15 protein-coding genes are annotated in these 17959 nt (G+C 46.5%); 11 read left to right on the top strand and 4 right to left on the bottom strand.

Annotated elements, in window-relative coordinates:
- Positions 1-352 precede the first annotated feature (352 nt).
- Entirely contained in the window at positions 353-814 is a 462-nt protein-coding gene (locus A8709_RS19225) for an Lrp/AsnC family transcriptional regulator (RefSeq protein WP_065854146.1), read from the bottom strand.
- Between the two features lie 272 nt (positions 815-1086).
- Between A8709_RS19225 and A8709_RS19230 the strand changes: the two genes are divergently transcribed.
- From A8709_RS19230 to A8709_RS19280, 11 genes are all read left to right on the top strand, one after another.
- Positions 1087-2472: an amidohydrolase family protein gene (locus tag A8709_RS19230; RefSeq protein WP_084225156.1), complete on the top strand. Its 1386-nt coding sequence runs from the start codon at positions 1087-1089 to the stop codon at positions 2470-2472.
- A 63-nt stretch (positions 2473-2535) separates the two neighbouring features.
- Positions 2536-3531 (top strand): aromatic ring-hydroxylating dioxygenase subunit alpha, encoded by a 996-nt coding sequence (locus tag A8709_RS19235; RefSeq protein ID WP_065854148.1) that lies wholly within the window; start codon positions 2536-2538, stop codon positions 3529-3531.
- Between the two features lie 202 nt (positions 3532-3733).
- Complete coding sequence (locus tag A8709_RS19240) at positions 3734-4822, top strand: ABC transporter substrate-binding protein (protein WP_065854151.1); 1089 nt, start codon at positions 3734-3736, stop codon at positions 4820-4822.
- A 36-nt stretch (positions 4823-4858) separates the two neighbouring features.
- Positions 4859-6238 carry an amidohydrolase family protein gene (locus A8709_RS19245; RefSeq protein ID WP_065854152.1) on the top strand — a complete coding sequence of 460 codons (1380 nt, stop codon included), beginning with the start codon at positions 4859-4861 and terminating at the stop codon, positions 6236-6238.
- 8 nt (positions 6239-6246) lie between these two features.
- Positions 6247-6969, top strand: coding sequence for an NAD(P)H-dependent oxidoreductase (locus A8709_RS19250; RefSeq protein ID WP_065854154.1), 723 nt, complete (start codon positions 6247-6249; stop codon positions 6967-6969).
- A 102-nt stretch (positions 6970-7071) separates the two neighbouring features.
- On the top strand, positions 7072-7884 hold the full coding sequence (locus A8709_RS19255; protein ID WP_065854156.1) for a creatininase family protein: 813 nt from the start codon (positions 7072-7074) through the stop codon (positions 7882-7884).
- A gap of 38 nt (positions 7885-7922) precedes the next feature.
- Positions 7923-8726 (top strand): ABC transporter ATP-binding protein, encoded by an 804-nt coding sequence (locus tag A8709_RS19260; protein ID WP_065854158.1) that lies wholly within the window; start codon positions 7923-7925, stop codon positions 8724-8726.
- A gap of 21 nt (positions 8727-8747) precedes the next feature.
- The gene (locus A8709_RS19265; RefSeq protein ID WP_065854160.1) at positions 8748-10088 is read left to right on the top strand and encodes an FAD-binding oxidoreductase; all 1341 of its coding nucleotides are present in this window, start codon (positions 8748-8750) and stop codon (positions 10086-10088) included.
- Between the two features lie 108 nt (positions 10089-10196).
- Positions 10197-11012, top strand: a complete 816-nt coding sequence (locus A8709_RS19270; protein ID WP_244163262.1) for an ABC transporter permease — start codon at positions 10197-10199, stop codon at positions 11010-11012.
- Between the two features lie 77 nt (positions 11013-11089).
- Complete coding sequence (locus A8709_RS19275) at positions 11090-12316, top strand: amidohydrolase family protein (protein WP_244163259.1); 1227 nt, start codon at positions 11090-11092, stop codon at positions 12314-12316.
- A 140-nt stretch (positions 12317-12456) separates the two neighbouring features.
- Positions 12457-14364, top strand: coding sequence for a sensor histidine kinase (locus A8709_RS19280; RefSeq protein ID WP_065854164.1), 1908 nt, complete (start codon positions 12457-12459; stop codon positions 14362-14364).
- Positions 14365-14407: 43 nt separating this feature from the next.
- Here the strand turns inward: A8709_RS19280 and A8709_RS19285 are convergent, their stop codons facing one another.
- The 3 genes from A8709_RS19285 to A8709_RS19295 all read right to left on the bottom strand — a co-directional run bounded on the left by A8709_RS19285 (position 14408) and on the right by A8709_RS19295 (position 17942).
- Positions 14408-14647: an NHLP leader peptide family RiPP precursor gene (locus A8709_RS19285; protein ID WP_065854166.1), complete on the bottom strand. Its 240-nt coding sequence runs from the start codon at positions 14645-14647 to the stop codon at positions 14408-14410.
- 74 nt (positions 14648-14721) lie between these two features.
- Positions 14722-15660, bottom strand: a complete 939-nt coding sequence (locus tag A8709_RS19290; protein WP_065854168.1) for a hypothetical protein — start codon at positions 15658-15660, stop codon at positions 14722-14724.
- A complete protein-coding gene (locus A8709_RS19295) occupies positions 15657-17942 on the bottom strand; it encodes an AraC family transcriptional regulator (RefSeq protein WP_065854169.1) in 2286 nt (761 codons plus the stop codon). Before A8709_RS19295 ends, A8709_RS19290 begins: the two co-directional genes overlap by 4 nt.
- Between the last annotated feature and the right edge of the window lie 17 nt (positions 17943-17959).

A 17959-nucleotide genomic window follows, 5' to 3' on the forward strand; every position in this document is an offset into this window, starting at 1 on the left:
TCGCTCCGCCACATCAGCTCTGTCATGCTCCGCGTATCATCGGCCAATCATCAGCTCTGTCATGCTCCGCGTATTATCGCTCCGCAACATCAGCTCTGTCATGCTACGCGTATCATCGCTCCGCCACATTAGCTCTGTCACGCTCCGCATATCATCGCCCCGTCATCTGCTCCTGTCACGCTTCGCATACCATCGCCCCGTCATCAGCTCCTGTCACGCTCTGCATATCATCGCCCCGCCATCTGCTCCTGTCACCGCGTATCATTGCTCCGCCACATCAGCTCTGTCATATTCCGCGTATCATCGGCCCCTGCACTTCCGCAAGCTCGCCCGTCGCCACGAATTCCGCCTCTCAAAGCTCCAAACCCGTCCCCTGCTTAAACCGCTTAATCACCATCTGCGTATTCACCCTAACGACACCATTCAATTTGTAAATATTCTGATACAGGAAATCCTCCAACGCGGCATCATCCTTCAAAAGGGCATGCATATGCAGGGAACTGGTCCCGGTCATTTGATAAATGGACACGACATTGGGATCCGCTGAGAGGGTGTTTCCAACTTCTTCCGCATAGCGCGGCTCCACTTCTACCTCGAAAAAAGCGCTAACCACCTTCCCTAACTTCGTAGCATTCAGGCGAATTGTGAAATTCTCGATGATTTCATTGTCGATGAGGTTTTCGACGCGTTTTTGAATCGCGACACGCGATAGATTCAAAATCTCACCAATGCGTGCGTAGGACATACGTCCGTTTTCGTGCAGCAGTTTAATAATTTCCTGATCAACGGGGTCAAGCACGTGTAAATCTAACATGAACATCACTCCAACTCATTTGATGAAAATATATACATTTAGCAATAAAACTCATCGTTTTCTAAAAAACAGCACTAAAATCATCTATATTAATCATAATGTTAATATAACACAACCAAAATACGAAATAATAGTAACATATTGACGAATACATATTTACAAATGGTATTGACGACCACCATTGACCTGCATATAATCATGTTATAAAAAATAACACAAAATACCAATAAATAATTAAATGTAAGATTATATAACACAAAAGGGGCTGTCACATGGCGAAAAAACTCATCTACAACGGCACCGTCCTCACGATGAATGCCACAAACCAAATTTTCAAACCTGGTTATGTGTATATGGAACAGGATGTGATCTGTGAAGTTGGCGAATGGAAGTCGGATGGCAGTCTTAATCATCTGCTCGCGGAGGCCTCCTACCAATACAATGCAGAAGGTAAAGTTGTCATTCCGGGTATCGTGAATGGTCACACGCATTTATTTCAAACGTTCATGCGTGGGGTATCTGATCATTCACCGTTAGCCCAGTGGCTAAAGGAAATTATTTGGCCGATGAGCTTGGCGATGGAGCCCGAGGATTTCTATCTGGCGGCCTTGATTGGATGCATCGAGAATTTGAAATCGGGTGCTACCTATATGATGGATCATCATTATATTCATACCTACCCGGAGAATGATGCAAGTGTGATCAAAGCCATGATGGATTCCGGGATTCGCGGACATTTGGCGCGGGGAGGTTCCGATCAGGCAGGCGAAGTTCGCTTGAGGGAGACAGATGAGCAGATTTTTAACGCGACAGATCAACTGTTGGATGAATGGGAGGGGGCTGCGAACGGCCGTATTCGGATTGCTTTAGGGCCGCTCAATTTATACGGCTGCTCCCGTGAATATCTGGAACGTGCTGCTGTATTCAGCCGAGATCGCAAACTGATCTCTCATGTACATGTCGCAGAAACGAGCGAACAAATTGAAACAACCATGGCCCGCTATGGCATGCGCAACTTGGAGCTGTTAAATGAAGTTGGTTTGCTTGGCGAGAATACACAGGTTGTGCACGGCGTATGGCTCGATGATGGTGAACTATCCCTTATTAAAGAAAAGCAAGCGTCTGTCATCCATTGCCCCGTATCCAATATGTACCTAGCTTCCGGTGTTGCGCGTGTACCAGAAATGCTGCGCATGGGCATCAATGTCGCGCTAGGAACGGACGGCCCTGGCAGTAACAACTGCCAAGATAACCTCGAAGTGCTGAAATTCACTGCCTGCTTGCACAAGGTGAATGAGTTAGATGCCACGCTGCTTCCTCCGATGGATGTACTGCGAATGGCTACTGTTAACGGGGCCAAAGCTGTTGGTCGTAGTCATGATTTAGGCACTCTGGAACCTGGTAAGAAAGCGGACATTGTCACGGTTGATATGATGAAAGCTCACATAAGTCCTGTACATCGGGCATCCTCTGCGCTTGTTTATAATGCGAACGGCAATGACGTGGACCTGGTTATGGTTGACGGGCAGGTTGTAGTGGAGCATGGGAAGAGCACATGGATCAATGAACAGGAAATTTTGTTAAGAGCACAAGCCAGAGTTGACGCACTTCGCAGCAAGCTGGCGGGAGCATATCCAATTTTCGCCAACAATGTATAGATGTTCGATCGTTAAGAACTTATGAATTACATTTTCACACACAATTCGAGGAGGATGATTCCTATGGCTTTACAACGACTACATGATCCTGTTTTAGAAAATGATTGGCACGCCGTTTACTTAGCATCTGAGCTGAAAGAGCAGCCAGTTGGTGTCATTATTTTAGGGGAAAGAGTAGCCCTCTACCGCTCAAGCAAAGGCGTTCACGCCATGCAAGATCTCTGTGTCCACCGTGGAGCCATGTTATCTAAAGGTTGGGTCAAGAATGATGCGCTGGTCTGCCCGTATCATGGGTGGCAGTATGATTCCTCTGGACAGTGTGTTTGTATTCCTGCACAACCAGCAGGGGAGAAGATTCCGCTGCGCGCCAAAGCTGTCACTTACGCCTGCGAAGAGAAGTATGGTTTCATCTGGGTATGTATCGGTGAACCAGCAGCTCCCATTCCGCATTTCGAAGAGTTTGCTAATCCTGAATATCATCCGCTGCCATGTGGGCCCTATAAGGTTGCGGCAGCAGGCACGCGTGTTATCGAAAATTTCACGGATTTTGCACACTTAATGTTCGTGCATCAGGATTTATTGGGGCACCCGGACTACGCCGAGCTTCCTGACTTTCAAGTTGTCAAAGAAGAGGATCGCATCTATATCGACAATATTCCGATTTTTCAGCCTGTGGCGCATTCTGGCTCGGACAAAAGTGCTGGCACAACCTATGTATACATGAAGGAAGTGTATCGTCCACTATCAGCTAGACTATCCAAGGCAGATCCAAGTAATGGTCAAACCTTATGGATTATGCTGACTGTGCTCCCTGTAGCAGCCGAAGAATGTGTTGTCTTCATGATGGTTTCCCGCAATTATGCCTATGATGTCGATGATGCCAATTTCATTAAATTCCAAGATATCGTTTTTGAGCAGGATGCTAGGGTCATTGAGACGCAGAAGCCCGAACTGCTGCCACTAGATCTCCAAGTTGAGCTTAATCATAAGGTGGACCGATTCTCGATTGCTTATCGCCGCTGGTTAAAGGAACTTGGTGTTGTTGTAGGTACGATTTAGAGTAATGTTCGGTTTTTGGCATTTATATTTGCTTAACAATATATATAGAGTTGGAAAAGTAATAAAAAGACGTACTTTCTTTGTGTGAAAATACAAAACGTCAGTCTATTCGTTGACGTAAACAAGCCGTGAAACGTATATTTGACTCAAGGTTACACACAAAGATTCCTACAGAAAAACAAATATGGAGGGGAAGTTAACCATGAAACTATTTAATCGTACACGCACACTTGCAATGAAACGCCCAGCTGCTACATCCCTGAGTTTAGTCATGATCTCAAGTCTGCTTGCCGCATGTGGCAGTTCGACTACCTCGGTTTCTTCGTCAGCGCCAACAGCAGCACCAACGACTGCGGCAGCGACAGCTTCTCCTGCAGCATCAGCGGCACCTGCGGCCAAAGCTGCGGTTCCAGCGACCGTTGTATTGAACTGGTTCGCAGAGCCAGAGCATGGCGGGAATTTCGCTGCGCTTGCCAAAGGCTTTTACAAGGATGCAGGCTTCGATATGACCTTGATGCCAGGCGGTCCATCGGTATCCGCTACGCAAATTGTAGCTTCCGGTAAAGCCCAATTCGGGATGGCGAATGGTGATGATATTTTGGTAGCCAGACAAGAGGGAATACCGGTTGTAGCCATTGCGACTTCCATGCAGAAGAGTCCACAAGCGTTGTTTTATCATAAAGATTCGGGCGTTAAAGATTTCGCAGATTTAAACAGCCATAAAGTGTATGTGGCCTCTACAGCAAGCTTCTGGCAGTTTATTAAGAAGAAATATAAATTAGATGGCGCGCAAGAAATGAAATATACAGGTCAATTAGTGAACTTTGTTAGTGATAAAAATGCACTTACTCAAGGTTATGTCACTTCAGAGCCTTTCACAATGGATCAACAAAAGGTTGATTATGGCACCTTACTCGTAGCGGATTCTGGCTATCAAATCTATGCGGGTGTGTACTTCACAACGGAGAAAATGATCGCAGAGCATCCGGATCAAGTGAAAGCCTTCGTCGAGGCGACTGTGAAGGGCTGGGATTACTACAAAGACCACTCCGAAGAAATTAACCCGAGCATTCAAACGAAAAACCCAGACATGGGTCTTGATATGATGAAATTTAGTGCATCCAAAGAAATGGATTTCGTATTCGGCGGAGATGCAGCAACACAAGGTACTGGCGTGATGACCAAAGCACGTTGGGAAGAAGTACAGAAGCAAATGGTGGATGCGGGCGTTCTGAAGTCGGCTGAAAGCATTGATAAAGTGTTTACAACCCAATTTTTACCTAAAAAATAAACGATAAGCAGTTGAAAACATCGGGAGGTGGCGGCATTGGCTTCGAACAACCATATCGATTTATGTAACGTGCGATTGCCATTACTAGATGAAAGGGAATTGTATCGTCTCTCGATTCGTGATGGGAACTGGACGCATATTCGGAAACAAGAAGCGGATGCCGCTGATCCTGAAGTTATCGATTTAGAGGCGTGGAAGTCAGAGCAGCGTGGGCCAACAGACGGGATTCCAACCCTTGATCTTCAGGGTAAAATCTTACTGCCAGGCTATGTGGATGCCCACATGCATCTGGATAAATCATTCTCTCTAACGACGGTTGAGAATATCAGCGGGACCTTGGAAGAGGCGATCCTGAACTACTCGGCAGCAGCGCCAACGTTCTCCAAAGAGGAAATCAAAGCAAGAATGATGCGATCTGCTCTGCAGGCGTTGTCCTTCGGCACAACCCATATCCGAACACACTTGGATTTTAATTTAAAATACTCACGAGACATTGCCTTACGCACGATCGAAGCAGCCTTGGAAGCGAGGGAAGCGTTAGCTCCTTATATTACCTTGCAGCTGTTTCCGATGTGCCCCTTCAATTTCATGTCGTTAGATAATGAAGCGATTGAGGAAGCGTTGCGAATGGGTGTTGATGGGATCGGCGGGGCTCCGCATTTATCTCAGACGCCAGAAGAGGATATTGATTTTATTTTCAAAATGGCAGAGAAATACGATGTTCCGATTGATCTACATTGTGATGAAACGGATAATCCGCAGATGCGAACTGTGGCCTATGTGGCAAAGCGTACCCAAGAAGAAGGCTACCAAGGCCGAGTTGCCGTGGATCACTTGTGTGCACTGGCTTCCATGACAGATGAGGATGCAGGCGGCATCATTGACCAGATGGCAGAGGCGAAGCTGAAAGCCGTGTCTTTACCAGCGGTGAACTTGTATTTGCAAGGCAGGCACGACACGTTCCCTGTAAGACGCGGGGTTACACGGTTGAAGCAAATTCATGAACGAGGCATTCCCATCGCCGTCGCGTCGGATAATATCCATGATCCTTTTCACCCGTTTGGGCGAGGTGACTTGTTACAAATTGCGCTCATTGGTTCTTACGCAGCACACATGGGAAGACCCGCTGATCTTCGCACACTGCTGCGGATGATTACGGAAGCACCAGCAAATGTTCTTGGGCTTACCAGCTATGGCCTTACAGAAGGCAATGCAGCTAATTTTGTCATCCTAGATGGCCGATCAACCGAAGAAATCTTTACTCTGCTCCCTGAACGCAGATGGGTATATTGCCAAGGTCGTTTCGTAAGATCCCCTGGCTCAAAAGCCGAATGGAATAACACAACGTTAGCCCAATTCTGGCAAGGAGCAACGCAAGCCGTATCGTTCCAAAAGCACGAATTCGCGAAAGGGTGACATGAGGCATGGCTAACCTGTTGGTCATTTATTACAGCGCCTTCGGTCACGTCTATCAGATGGCGCAAGCTGTTGCAGATGGTGCCAGTCAATCAGGCGCGCATCCTGTGAGAATCGTGCGAATACCAGAAATGGTTGCGGATACGAATCGCGTGATCAAGCAGGATAAAGACAGACGCCCTTCCGAGATTGAGAAGTCTTCGAGCTCAACTACGTTATCCAAGCAATTTCGATTAACGGATCGTTATCACAAGTATGAAGCAACCTTAGCCTTACAAAAAGATATCCCTATTGCCACTAATGATGATCTCCGCTGGGCAGATGGCATTCTATGGGGCTTCCCCACGTATTACGGCTCCATGCCAGCACAAGTCAAATTGTTCCTTGAGATGGCCGGGGATCTTTGTATCGAGGGCGCCCTAGAGGGTAAACCCACCGGCATATTTAACAGCACGGCTTCCATCCATACCGGGCATGAAGCGGCGATTTTAACAGCAATGGTACCTTTATTCCACTTTGGTATGATCTTCGTGGGTCTTCCGTATTCCGAGAATCCGGAGTATCTGACCGCCGATGCCATCGGCTGCTCCCCTTACGGGGCATCGACCTTAGCCGGACCAGATAGTTCACTGTCTCCAGATCCTAGAGAGCTGCTGATGGCAGCGCGTCTGGGAGAACGAGTAGCGGATGTGGCCGCAGCCTTAAAGCAATTTCAAGCGAATAAGGCATGAGGCGCACATCATTAAATTGGAAAAGACTGAAAGATCCCCTCTTCCAAGAGCTTGGGTCTTTTTTCTCAAATACAGCGTCACTATATCGTGGAGGTGCTCAGCATGACATTCAATCGCTATCAAGGAAAGGCTTGGGATCGCTGCTTCTTCCCTCGGCTTAGTAAACTTCAAGTGGCTGACATTCCCAAGGAAAATGCACTTGTTGTTCTGCCTGTCGGGGCTGTTGAACAGCATGGTCCACATATGCCGGTGTTTACCGACACGTTAATCTCTGAAGTGCTCCTAACTGAAGCTTTCGAGCAGCTTCCTGACGATGCGAATATTTGGCTATTGCCAGCGATTCCATATGGGAAAAGTACAGAGCATTTAGGGCATGCCGGGACGATTACTTTATCCGCCACAACACTAATGGCAGTCGTCATGGATATTGCCAAAAGCCTGCGGAAAAGCGGCTTCGAGAAGCTCGTTCTCGTTAACTCGCATGGTGGGAATACCGACCTGCTGAATATGATGGGCCGGGAAATCCGCATTGAAACGGGCTTAGCTGTGTTCCGGTTAGACCCAGGTGGTCTCGGCGGCGCAGATGAATGGCTAACATCGCTAGAGAAGCAGGCGGGTATACATGCTGGTGATATGGAAACTTCCATCGTCATGGCGGCGATGCCGCACTGGGTACATATGGAAGCAGCGCCTACGGAATATCCGAATTATCCGGATTCCCGTTATTTGGCCCTAAAGAACCGGGCTTTCGCGTGGGTAATGGATGATCTATCACATTCGGGCATCTCTGGTGATGCAACTGTCGCAACAATCGCGAAGGGGACGGCAATGACGGAGAAGTATGGCGCCTATATTGTAGAAGCTTTGCTTGCTTTTCAAGCCTTCGATATGCAATCACTCAAAATCAGCAAATAGTTCTGGCAAGCCCCAAACTCGCTAAGGAGATGAAGAACATGGCTAGATATTCTTCTCTAATTGATACAGCAAGCCCGCAAACCTCAGGTTCAACCTTCGTCAGCATGTCGAATCTATCCAAAACCTACCCGAATGGCACGATTGCCCTGCAGGATGTCAACCTGTCGATTCAAGAAGGTGAATTCTTGTGCTTTGTAGGCCCGTCGGGGTGTGGAAAATCGACGATTTTCAAAATTATTACTGGCTTATCGAAGCCGAGCAAAGGGGCACTCGATGTATTCGGAACAACGCCGAAGGAGGCTCGCAAGCAAAGCGATATCGCTTTCGTTTTCCAAGACCACACGTTGTTGCCATGGTCCACGGTTGAAGCGAACGTCAAGCTTCCGCTCGAATTGCGCGGTGTTGATAAAAAAACGCAGCAACAAGAGGCGGAGCGGGTATTGGAGCTTGTTGGTTTGAAGGACTACATGAAAGTACTGCCTAGACAGCTTTCAGGTGGTATGAAAATGCGCGTGTCCATCGCGCGGGCGCTGATTTCTAGACCGAAGCTGCTGCTGATGGATGAGCCGTTCGGTGCATTGGACGAAATTACGCGTCAAACGTTGCAAATGGAGCTGCTGAACATCTGGCAGCAGGATAAATCGATGACCGTACTCTTCGTTACACATAACGTGTTTGAATCCGTTTTTCTATCGACAAGTGTTGTCGTGATGACACCAAGACCTGGCAAAATATCAGCCAGAATTGATATTCCCGTTCCTTTTCCAAGAGATGAAACCTATCGAACAACAGCACAATTCAGCGAGTTAGTACGCGTCGTAAATGAAGCCTTGGGGCATTAAGACGAGAGGATGATGACAGCTATGTCCACGGAAGCGGAAGTAACCTGGGTTCATGAGGTCGAAGAACAACTTGGTACAGAAATCGTAGCGATCGATCAAGAAACGAGAGATAAGCTTTCCAAGGATTATTACTGGTACTCTCCCGTGCTTAATCGTCAACTGCAGGGGTTGCCAGCTGCGGATGTGGTGATCTTACCTCGGAATGAGGAAGAAGTGGTGAAAGCTCTAGCCTTCGGATTCCGGCATGGCATACCAGTGACCGTGCGCGGAGCGGGAACAGGTAATTACGGTCAGGCGGTTCCTCTACAGCGGGGAATTGTTTTGGATCTCAGCCGTATGGATGCCATTCTTGAGATAGGGCCTGGTTTTGCTCGGCTAGAGTGCGGCGTTCGTCTAGGCGTCATCGACAAGAAAGCACGCGAAGTAGGTCAAGAGATCCGAATATACCCCAGTACGTATGTGAAGGCGACGGTTGGAGGCTTTGTCAGTGGAGGGTCTGGCGGCATCGGTTCGATCACTTATGGCAACCTATGGGATGGAAATGTTCTTGAAGCTGTTATCTATACAATGGAAGAAACACCGCGAAGACTTGTAGTTAAAGGGCCTGAGCTGTTTACTTATATTCATAATTACGGAACAACGGGGATTTTGACCGAAGTAACGATTCCATTATCGCCTCGTACAGAATGGACGCAAGCCATTGGTCAATTTCCAACGTTTGAGCAAGCGATGCAGTTTGGAGAGGCACTAGCGCGTGAGGAAGCGATTCCGAAGCGTCTCATAGCACCGATGGAATGGCCAATCCCTTCATATTTTGTCCCCTTTAACAAAGTGATTGTGCCAGATCGTGCTGCGGTGATGTTGGAATTCGCGGAAGAAACGCTGCGCTTGGTTGATGCACTGGCTGTGCAGTACGGCGGACATATCGGACATGTCATTGAAGCGAAAAATTATCGTAAAACAATTGGCGTATCTGATTTTACGTGGAACCATACCACGCTATGGGCGATGAAGACAGATGCATCTATGACCTATCTGCAAGCAGGCTTTAAGGTGGATTGCTACTTGGAGCAAGTGCAGCAGATCAAAGCGAAGTACGGCGATGAAGTGTACCTGCATGTCGAATGGGTGCGTAGTGGCGGAGAAGTTACCCCTACAGCACTTCCTGTTGTGCGGTTTACGACGGAAGAACGGTTATATGAGATTATTGACTTTTTCGAATCCATTGGCGTCCGAATCTTCGATCCGCACACGTGGGTTCTCGATCAAGGCGGACGCGGCGAAGTAGGCAGTATGGGAAGAAAGAAACGTGAGAATGATCCAAAAGGACTTCTTAATCCGGGGAAAATCAACACAGACTGAGAAGTAATGTGAAAGGGGATATGTACCATGGCTGTCGATTCGAAATACCTACAAATACTACCTGATGAAATATTTCCCGCACGGGAGCGCGCAGCTTGGATGAGTCGCATGGAGGATGGCGTGTCGTTTAGCCGCAGGTTGCTCCTGTTGTTGAAGCAGCTGATCCCGCCGTTAGCGGCATTTATCGTATTTATTGGCGGGTGGGAGCTTATCGCAGCACTTACGCACGCGCCTGTCTATCTGGTTCCGAAGCCTTCGGATATCGTAAAAGCAGCCTATGAGAATAGAAGCGGGCTATGGGTGTCCGTTCGAACAACAACCTTTGAGGCCGTGCTTGGATTCATTGCAAGTATTGTCCTAGGTATTGCGGGTGCGATTCTGCTTGCCAGCTCCAAATGGATAGAGAAGAGCGTGTATCCGTATGCGATCATCCTGCAAACGATTCCGATTGTAGCTATTGCACCTTTGATTGTCATCTGGTTCGATGCAGGGATGAATGCCATTGTCATTATTACATTCTTAATCGGTTTCTTCCCGATGTTATCGAATACATTGATTGGACTGAACTCCACAGACCAAAATATGAGTAATTTGTTTTATCTGTACAACGCAAATGGCTTTCAAACGATGTGGAAGCTGCGCATCCCAGCTGCGCTGCCGTATATCGTGGCTGGTTTGAAAATCTCCTGTACCCTGTCTGTCGTAGGCGCCATTGTGGGTGAATACATCGCCGGCATCGGCGGCGGTCAAGGTGGATTAGGCTACGCCATTACATATGCAGCCGCCCGCTTGAAGACGCCTTACCTCTTTGCTTGCGGTTTATCGGCATCTGCACTAGGGATCATTTTCTTCCTGTTGGTTAATGCCTTCGCCAAATGGCTGCTCAGCTCCTGGCATGAATCCGAAATGAAGCGTGATAACTAATTCGTGAAGTGAATCATGTAGTGAAGTAATAACACGTAGTAGAGGTGATAGGTTTGCTAGATAGCATCTTTCGTCATGTGCGATTATTGGGTAGCCCCACCTACCAAGGGCCTGTCGACGTCGGGATTAAGGATGGCAAAATCGTAGAAATCGGTGAAATAACCGCTCTCGGCGAGCGAGAGATTGACGGCAGCGGGCACGTGCTGCTGCCGCCCTTCGTGGAGTCACATATCCATTTGGACACCGTGCTGACAGCAGGAGAGCCAGCATGGAATGAGAGTGGAACGCTATTCGAAGGCATTGGTCTTTGGCAGAAGCGTAAACTATTGCTGACCTATGAGGACGTAACCGCTCGTGCGGAGAAGCTGCTTCGCATGCAAATTGCAGCAGGCATTCTTCACGTGCGAACGATGGTAGACATCTCCGATCCAAATCTGACGGCGCTGCGCGCGATACTAGCACTGCGCGAACGTGTAAAACCTTACCTGAATCTGCAGGTGATTGCCTTTCCGCAGGATGGGATAAGGGCTTGCCCAGACAATGAGCAGCGGTTGGAGCTTGCCTTAGAGCTAGGCGCGGATGGCATCAGTGCGGTTCCGCATCTGGAGCCAACGCGCTCAGAAGGTGAAGCCTCGCTGGATAGCATCTTCCGTCTCGCTGAGAAGCATGGCTGCTTCATCCATGTATTCTGCGACGAGATGGACGATCCTCATTCCACCTTCTTGGAGAATGTTGCGCATCTCGCCATTCGCACAGGCTTAAGGGAGCGAGTAACGGCTGCGCATGTGAACGCCACCGCCTATTACGGTGAAGCGTATTTTCAAAAGGTGCTTGGCTTAGTCGCACGAGCGGGCATTCATATTGTGTGTTGTCCACTGATCAATAGTGCGATGCAAGGACGATTCGATAGTTATCCTCGCGGTCGCGGAATCGCGCGTATCAAAGAAATGTGGCAAGCTGGCGTGAATGTGAGCATCGCCCATGATGATATCCGAACGCCATTTTATCCGCTAGGCACCGGTAATATGCTGCAGGCTGCTCATATGGCTGCGCATCTCGCACATATGACGGGGCGGGAGGAAATAGATGAGCTTGTCCGTATGGTTACCATGCGAGCCGCTCGCACCTTGCAGCTTAAAGAATACGGCATTCAGGTTGGCGGATCGGCCAGCTTTATTATTCTCCCGGGGGACCATGAAATGGACCTCATCCGCACGCAACCCCCTTGTCGTTATGTGGTTAGCGGGGGAGAATTGATCACCGAAACCAAACCGGCACGAACCGTTTGGTTTACGGATAACTAAGGAACGTCCACTTGGTATTCTTGCAAGTGGGCGTTTATTTTTGTTTTGAGAATGTTTACCTACTGAAGAAGGAAAGCTCAGAACCCCGTCGAATTAAAATAATGTAAATAACTTACAGGCATCTAGGGGAAGGTGAATGAATGCAACGATTGCTCCAATTACGTCAACTACGTTCAAAAGTAGGGTTGCTTGTCCTCCTTGGTCTTTTATTAGCGGCTAGTTTCGCCTTCGCAGAGCAATCAGAGCAAATGAAAGCGATCCCAAGTTGGAGTATGATGTGGGGGGACCAGGGCGATCAGATTGAAGATGTTATCGCTTCAGCACACCCGGATCGTTGGATGACCATTGCAAGTAATGGGGAGACGCCAAATAAACCGCGAGAAGTGACAACAGCCTGGGTTCGAATAGAACTCCCGTCACAGATTCCAAAGGACTACGGACTGTATATTGATGATATATACGCACAGAAGTTCTCAATGTATATGGGGGATAGGCTTGTACATGAAGTTAAATTTGATTTTCCATACGATGAACAACGTAGTTTAATACCCCTTAGTACGGAGGACGGCGGGGCGACTGTTTATTTAAAATTACAGACGACCATGGATCGACTTGGTATTCATTCTGATATCCGATTAGATCATTATTCCATACTGACTCATGCTTTTATATTCCGCGACTTACAAAATATTATCCTTGGATTTTCCTTTCTCTTTATCGCTGTGATTATGCTGGTCTGTTCCTTTTTTCTTAAACAAATCCAGCGAGCGACGTGGGTTTCGCTTAGTATAATGATCCTAACGCTAGGAACGATTTTTCTCACCTATTCGCCATTCCTCTATGCTAATTTCACACGTTTTGGTGATCTTTTCCTGAATATTTTTGATATTTCTCTTGCTGTCTTTCTACCATCGCTTCTCTTCTTTTTTGAGAAGATATTTGATAATGGCAGATTTAAATGGATCCGTTCATTCAGGAAGTTTCAGATCTGGTATTCGGCTTTCTGTATAGTCCTAACGATCATTAATCAGTTGTATGCGTACAAAATTAATAGCATCTATTACTTCTTCACTGTTACTGTGCTAGGCGCGATCATGATTATTCAATTTATCACGATCATTGTCTTATCTATTGTGTTTGTAATAAGAGGAAATCGTGAGGCCATTATTTTCTCCTCAGGTTTTGCGATGTTTGCATTTATGGGGACCATTGACCTGATTCTTTACTACGCAAACAATCAAAAGTATCAGTTTTTTATATGGAAATACGGCGTGGTTGGATTTATTGTCGCACTTATCGTCATTTTGGGTAGACGCTTCGCAATCAATCAAGAGCAGATGAGCAATTACTCGAAGGAACTTGAATTTTACAATCATCAGTTGCAGCTTTCCGAAAAGATGGAAATGATTAGTTCTTTGGCCGCTTCGGTCGCGCATGAGGTTCGCAATCCGCTTCAGGTCACACGGGGGTTCCTGCAGCTGGTTGCGGCCAGAACGGACGACAAGAATAAAGAGTACATGGGTATTGCGATCGAAGAACTGGATCGGGCTTCCGTTATCATTACGGATTTCCTAACATTTGCGAAGCCGCAGTTAGATGAAATCGTGGATTTAAATGTAAGTAAAGAAATTAGCCAAATTGAAGGTATTATTGTACCTTTGGCAACGCTGAATGGCGGCCGAATTACAGTCAATGTACCTTCCGAACTCCATATTCTAGGGAATTCTTCGAAGCTCAAACAAATTTTGATCAATATCATCAAGAATAGTATCGAGGCCTTTCAAGTCGATGGGCAAATTAATATCTGGGCGTATGAAAAAAATGATGAGGTCTTCATTCATATCAAAGACAATGGCGAGGGAATCGAGCCTTTACAACTGACGAAGCTAGGCGAGCCTTATTATTCAACGAAGACAAAAGGGACGGGGCTGGGTTTAATGGTCACCTTCAGGCTGATTGAGATCATGAAGGGGCACATTGAGTTTAAAAGTCAAAAATACATGGGAACCGAGGTTATTCTACGATTCCCCAATGTGACAATGAATTAAATAAAAGGTGTTCCGCTTATTTCAGCGGGACACCTTTTTTATATTACCAAACGCCTTCTGCACCATTGGAAGTAACAAGAATCTTAGCTGGATTTGTAGGAATGACAAGAACGAAATCTGTTGAAGTTTCTTCAACCGCTCTTACCGTAATGTCTTCAGGGAGTGTAATGTTAAATGCTTGTTTCAGCGCTGCTCTCGGATTGGACAGAAGTTGATTTTTGAACGCTTCATCTTCCCAAGCTTTTTGAATAATTTTAGCTTTTACGCTTTCGTTTGTGGACATTTGAAATCACTCCTAGTCATCTGGGTAATTTTTCCTACAAGACAAATTATAGCATGGAAACTTCCAATAATCTATCAAAATCTCTCAGAATTAGACAGGAAATAGTAGAACCCGCCAGATGCTAGTGCAGATCTTCGATCTTTTATTTCTTGGGCCAAACGGAGGATATTCTGGACCAGTGAATCATGAAAACCGAAGAGCTGATCCATAGCATGTGGTAAGCGGAGCAGGCGTTCATGATGATGCACCGCGATCTCTCCATAGGCTTCCAAGTAATCGTGAACATAGATCTGTTGCTTGATCATTTCCAGTGTGAGCTGATTCGTCTCAGCCAGCTGTAGTCGCTTTTGAATACCAGCTAACAAGCAGTTATAAGAGCCTTCTTCCAGATCCTCCTCCCAGTCTGCCCAGTCATCGAGCATTTGGAGGGTGACCAGCGCTTGCTCAACAGCGGCTGTGACCTCAGGGATGAGATACGCTTGATCTGACAGGAGCAGGGCTCCGGTGCTTGCATTTTTGACTGGACTAGCCTTCTTGGCAATTTGCATAAGATCGTTATGGAAATAATCGGAATGTCCTTCATTCGACACAGTCTGAGCCCACTCCGAAATATACGTTTCATAATACCCCCAGAAGGGGGAGTCGGATGGAAAGAGTTCACGATAAATGGCGAGAAAGCGCATATGAAATAAATTAGCCAGTGGCAGCTTGTTTGCGTAATTGCCCTTGGAAGAGTCCATGATATCGTCTTGAATAAAATAGTAGAGCATGACGAAAACATTCGCGAGAGACAGCTTATTAAAGGCTGCCGCAGGCAGTTCACAGATATCTTCCATCCAATAGGGCAGCAGATAGCAAATATAGTTCTTGGTACTGCCTTCCTGACTCGCGTCAAACTTAGCCAAGTAGGCAAGCCCTAATTGATCCATAGGCGAAGGAAATTGGCGTACGATGTCTTTCGCTTCGTTAAATACGTCGTTTAGTCGGTTTGTATGAGCATGGAGCCAAGTCATCCTTCTTCAATCCCTTTCTGAATGAGGGTACTTTCAAATTTGAGCTGCTTGCGGAAATCGTTCGGCGTAATCCCGTTGTATTTCTTAAATAGCCGATAGAAATAGGAGTCGCTGGTGAACCCTGTTTTTTCAGCGATTTCGGCAACGGAAAGAGCTGTGCGCAGGAGCAGGTCCTTGGATTTATTCATCCGGACATCTTGAATAACATCGGTGATGGCCACCATCGTATGTTGTTTGTATAAGCGGCTTATGTAGATGGAAGACATGGCGAGTTCATCAGCTATGGAATTTAGAGATAGGTTCTGGTTCGCATAATCGCGATCAATGATGTCATTCATCTTCTTGATGAGCTCAACATGCTTAGAGCTTCGCTTTTCATCAAGCTTTTTCTGAAGCTGCTTAAATAAGTCGGTGAATTGGCAATTAATTTCATCAATCGTCTCTACATGTGTTAAAGAGGCGACAGCCCCATCAAGAAAGAGTGGAAACGCTAGGGCATTATTTCGGTTAATGGTGGTCAGCACATTATTGACGGTCAGTGTTAAGTGTGAAATGGCCAAATGAACGACGGTGTAGGGGTATAGTGCGGTTTCTCTGACGATATCGAGATAGATGAGTTCAGCCTCTTCCGAATCGCCAGTCATCAGGCTGTCGACCAGTTGCTTTTCCTTTTGAGACGGGAATTTGTATTCTTTCGTGCGGTACGCCATGATCTCATCTGACCAAATGATACAGCCATGCCCCCTGAATAAGCGGTGATAGGAGGCTTCAAGAAGCTGTTTATAAAGCGTAAAACATTGCGCAGCCTCATCTTGAAGGGGGCTTACTGTCATGGAGACAGATAATTTGATGAAAGAAGCAATGGATGCTTGCATGTTGTGCAGCATGTCGATGAAAACGTCGCATTCCCACTGGAAGTCAGCTTCCTTCGCGGATAACAGCATGACGATATGATCATCTCCCATATCAATGCCTTCGGCGTGGAACAGGGGACTGCAAATCTCGGTGCAAATATTCATGATGGCATAGCGTAAAAGGGGGAGTTGATCTTTAAATGTTCGGTTGTTTTCTTCATAACGATCCATTTTGACCATAAGCATCATGGCTGGATGGCTAATCATGATTTTGGAACCGAAATAACTTAGTTTGGATTGCAGGGCTTGAGGATGATAAACATCTCTTCCCATCATAATATTTCTCAGGAAATTTTGTCGTAAAATTTGCAGGTGATCGCGTTTTTCGATCTCTAAGGTTTTTAGGCTGCGTATGACTTTATCAATCGGATCGAATAATCGTTTGGACATCACAAGTGAAATCAGAAGACCGGCAAGTAAAATACTGAGCGAGATATAGATCGTTTTGGTTCGCATGCTCTTAATTTCTTTGGTGATAATCGTGTAGGGGGTTATGCGCACATAGCGCCAGCCTAAGGAATCGGGAGCTGTATAGGTAATTAAAGATTTCGTGTCAGTCACCTTATCGACCAAATACCCTGGGGCTGCAGCGTTGGCAATGATTTTCTGGATATAGCTCTTATCGGCATAGTTGGTTAATACAGGATTGGTCCCATCGGTGGAAATGAGAAGGCCTTCCTTATTAATGATGAATTCGTCGGAGGAACGATTGTTTACGATATTTTTCAATGATTTATTGAAAAAGGATTCTGAAATATTGACGACAACAGCGGAATTCAAGGAATTATTTAAATTAATGGCATCGTAACATAAGTACGAGTAAATGCCGACCTGAGTAGCTTGTGGCGAACCGACATCATTAGGTGTAAATGACCTAGGAATAGGCAGGAAAGGGATGTAATCCTGAAAATGATCCAAAATATTGACCATGCTCGGATCACCTAGCGTCGCTTTCGTTTGAATGCCGCTCTGGAAATTGTTCGAACTGACATAGAAGAGCTGCGAATCCCCGTTATAGACGTAAATCGAATCGATGAAAGGCATGGCGAGTCTGTACAAGTTAAGCTGTGCCATACTGCCTTGGACATCGTAGATGTCAGGTTTATCGTAAAAGAGCAGCTTACTAATGACGAAGTCGCGATAAATTTGAAAAGACAAGGAAGTAGCCGTCTCGGTAATCGTTCGAATTTCCTGACTCGTTTGCAGCAAGGAGTTAGAATCGGATTCGTACACTTGTTTGAGCGCGATATTATCAAAGTTCACGTAGAGAATGGTCGAGGAGACTAGCAGTGTAACAACAATAGATAGAACAATACTGAGAAGTATGTTGCGATACATAAATTTGCTCTCTTGATTACGAAGTAACATGGCAGCTATCCCCTCCT

Source organism: Paenibacillus pectinilyticus (genome assembly GCF_001700435.1).
GTDB classification, from domain to species: Bacteria; Bacillota; Bacilli; order Paenibacillales; family NBRC-103111; genus Paenibacillus_E; species Paenibacillus_E pectinilyticus.

Excerpts from the sequence above, each read along its gene's own strand:
- A8709_RS19295 (WP_065854169.1), bottom strand. The coding sequence starts at position 17,942 with ATGTTACTTCGTAATCAAGAGAGCAAATTTATGTATCGCAACATACTT.
- A8709_RS19255 (WP_065854156.1), top strand. The coding sequence starts at position 7,072 with ATGACATTCAATCGCTATCAAGGAAAGGCTTGGGATCGCTGCTTCTTC.
- A8709_RS19285 (WP_065854166.1), bottom strand. The coding sequence starts at position 14,647 with ATGTCCACAAACGAAAGCGTAAAAGCTAAAATTATTCAAAAAGCTTGG.
- A8709_RS19260 (WP_065854158.1), top strand. The coding sequence starts at position 7,923 with ATGGCTAGATATTCTTCTCTAATTGATACAGCAAGCCCGCAAACCTCA.
- A8709_RS19235 (WP_065854148.1), top strand. The coding sequence starts at position 2,536 with ATGGCTTTACAACGACTACATGATCCTGTTTTAGAAAATGATTGGCAC.
- A8709_RS19280 (WP_065854164.1), top strand. The coding sequence starts at position 12,457 with ATGCAACGATTGCTCCAATTACGTCAACTACGTTCAAAAGTAGGGTTG.
- A8709_RS19230 (WP_084225156.1), top strand. The coding sequence starts at position 1,087 with ATGGCGAAAAAACTCATCTACAACGGCACCGTCCTCACGATGAATGCC.
- A8709_RS19250 (WP_065854154.1), top strand. The coding sequence starts at position 6,247 with ATGGCTAACCTGTTGGTCATTTATTACAGCGCCTTCGGTCACGTCTAT.
- A8709_RS19240 (WP_065854151.1), top strand. The coding sequence starts at position 3,734 with ATGAAACTATTTAATCGTACACGCACACTTGCAATGAAACGCCCAGCT.
- A8709_RS19265 (WP_065854160.1), top strand. The coding sequence starts at position 8,748 with ATGTCCACGGAAGCGGAAGTAACCTGGGTTCATGAGGTCGAAGAACAA.
- A8709_RS19225 (WP_065854146.1), bottom strand. The coding sequence starts at position 814 with ATGTTAGATTTACACGTGCTTGACCCCGTTGATCAGGAAATTATTAAA.
- A8709_RS19290 (WP_065854168.1), bottom strand. The coding sequence starts at position 15,660 with ATGACTTGGCTCCATGCTCATACAAACCGACTAAACGACGTATTTAAC.
- A8709_RS19270 (WP_244163262.1), top strand. The coding sequence starts at position 10,197 with ATGGAGGATGGCGTGTCGTTTAGCCGCAGGTTGCTCCTGTTGTTGAAG.